Annotated in this window: 2 protein-coding genes and 1 pseudogene; all 3 read right to left on the bottom strand. The window is 48.4% G+C overall.

Features of this window, described 5'->3' with window-relative positions; genetic code table 11:
- Positions 1 to 338, bottom strand: a pseudogene (locus tag H6F50_RS16290) (peptide ABC transporter substrate-binding protein); the annotation flags it as partial.
- A gap of 101 nt (positions 339 to 439) precedes the next feature.
- On the bottom strand, positions 440 to 1,456 hold the full coding sequence (locus H6F50_RS16285) for a TOBE-like domain-containing protein (RefSeq protein ID WP_190429500.1): 1,017 nt from the start codon (positions 1,454 to 1,456) through the stop codon (positions 440 to 442).
- A gap of 281 nt (positions 1,457 to 1,737) precedes the next feature.
- Positions 1,738 to 2,124: membrane protein insertion efficiency factor YidD (gene yidD / locus H6F50_RS16280; protein WP_206754834.1), on the bottom strand; the 387-nt coding region annotated here is incomplete at its 5' end.

The following is a 2,124-nucleotide window of genomic DNA, read 5'->3' as shown; positions in this document are numbered from 1 at the left end:
TAAGTTAACCCGTCTGGACTCACTTTCGGCATTGCCGTCGCCAGTTGCGGCTTGAGTTGGGTGCTTCCCAATTCGTAGGTATACAGGCGATCGCTCAGGTTATAGAGCAAGTAAACGGCTGCTAGCTCGTAATTATCTGCCGGGTCCATCGTCCGTGGCTTCTGGGTGGTGCCGATGGTAATCCGACCGGAATCGGCACCACCGGGACTGGGAGAAGTCGCTGAATCAGACGCCGGTCGCTTCCCACAGCTGATCGCGAGAAAACAACAAAGACAAAACAGACAAAAGAATTGTCCGATGAACCGCCACCGATGAATAGACAGGCGTCCCCACTTCATAAATTAACTATGCGCTCTTTCAAATCGACTTAGATATCTCATTAAAGCCGATTAAGCTGAAAGCTGAGTGTTGACGCCGGAAGTGCTAGATCGAAAAAGTGCTAGATCGAAAAATACAGCGGGAAAGATTTCGCATCCTTTGGTTTGACGAATACTCGCTGTTGCGGCTCCAAATCTAACTGGTCGAACCGCTCTCGCGTGATATGAGCCGTGACGACCTGACCATCGTCTAGGATTAATTCTGCCTGAATTTCCCAGCCGAGATGAATCAAGCGGTTTACTCGTGCCGGTACGGAGCTGCCGTTGGGGTTCGTGTCTACGACTACATCATGGGGACGCAGGAAAATTTCTGCTTGGGTCGAATCAAACCCGTTTGCCTCGAAAATGCGGGAAGTGCTGGGCAACACATTCACCGGGCCGATGAAACTCATGACAAACGGCGTCGTTGGGTGATCGTAAATCTGAGCGGGTGTGCCGATTTGTTCGACTCTGCCTTTGTTCATCACCACAATTTCATCGGAAACTTCCATCGCTTCTTCTTGGTCGTGGGTGACGAACACGGTGGTGACGTGGACTTCATCGTGCAGGCGTCGCAACCAAGCCCGCAAATCCTTACGCACTTTGGCGTCTAAGGCTCCAAAGGGTTCATCTAGCAGCAATACTTGGGGTTGAACTGCTAGCGCTCTGGCTAAGGCAACTCGTTGTCGCTGACCGCCGGAGAGTTGGGAAGGGTAGCGATCGCCTAGTCCGCTTAGTTGCACTAACTCCAGCAATTCTTCTACCCGCGCCTTTACTTTGCCTTTGGGAGTTTTTTGAATCTCTAAGCCAAAGGCAATATTTTTGCGGACGGTGAGGTGTTTAAATAGAGCATAGTGTTGGAATACAAACCCGATGTTGCGGTCTTGAACGCTCTGATGAGTGGCATCTTGACCAGTCAACCAGATTTTCCCGCTATCTGGCATTTCTAGACCGGCGATCAGTCGCAGCAGTGTAGATTTACCAGAACCCGAAGGTCCTAAAAGCGCGACCAAGGAGCCTGATTGAATTTCTAAGTTGACTTCGTCAACGGCTTTAAAACTGCCGAACTCTTTAGAGACGTTTTCAACAACAATGCCCACTACTTTCGACCCCTAGACAAGAATATTTTTTTAGCTATCCTAATCTGGGTTTTCATTGACCCATCAAAGTTCAGGATAGACAAATCTCCGGTTTATCGATGAGATTAACGTACATATATACCATACCTAAAATCTATTTGCATTAATTGACATTTGCCAGAAACCTGGGGGTCAACAAAACTCGCAGGCAAAATGAGAACAGTTAGATTTTGCCTGCTCTCCCCCACAGCATTCTTAAATTAAGTTGAAGTCGGGGGGTAACAAAAAGAAGGATGAATGTTTTATCCTCCGCAACTCCCGCAATCTGCGACTCCACAATCTATCCCAGAGCCACAATCTGCGACTCCACAATCTAAGGAAGCAAAATCCATTTCCGAGAAACAATCTAGCGCTTCACAGCTCAGCTCTGAGACACCTGTAACACAATCTACAGCACCATAATCATTACAGTTGTTACCCCAGTTTCTATTCCTGCGCTCGCGCTTGGAGCGATCGCTATCAGCTTGACTGCTATACCTGGCTTGCAAAATTTGGTTTGCGATTTTACAAGCTCGAAATCGTTGGCGCACCGTTGCGATCGCCCCCACCAAACCCTGTTGTGCAATCATGCGCTTGGCGTACTGAGAGCAAGATTCCCCCTTGTAAAGCAATCGATGAGCGCAAGAAAA

The organism is Coleofasciculus sp. FACHB-712 (assembly GCF_014695635.1).
Classification (GTDB): Bacteria; Cyanobacteriota; Cyanobacteriia; order Cyanobacteriales; family FACHB-T130; genus FACHB-T130.
This window is presented reverse-complemented; position numbering and strand designations above follow the sequence as displayed.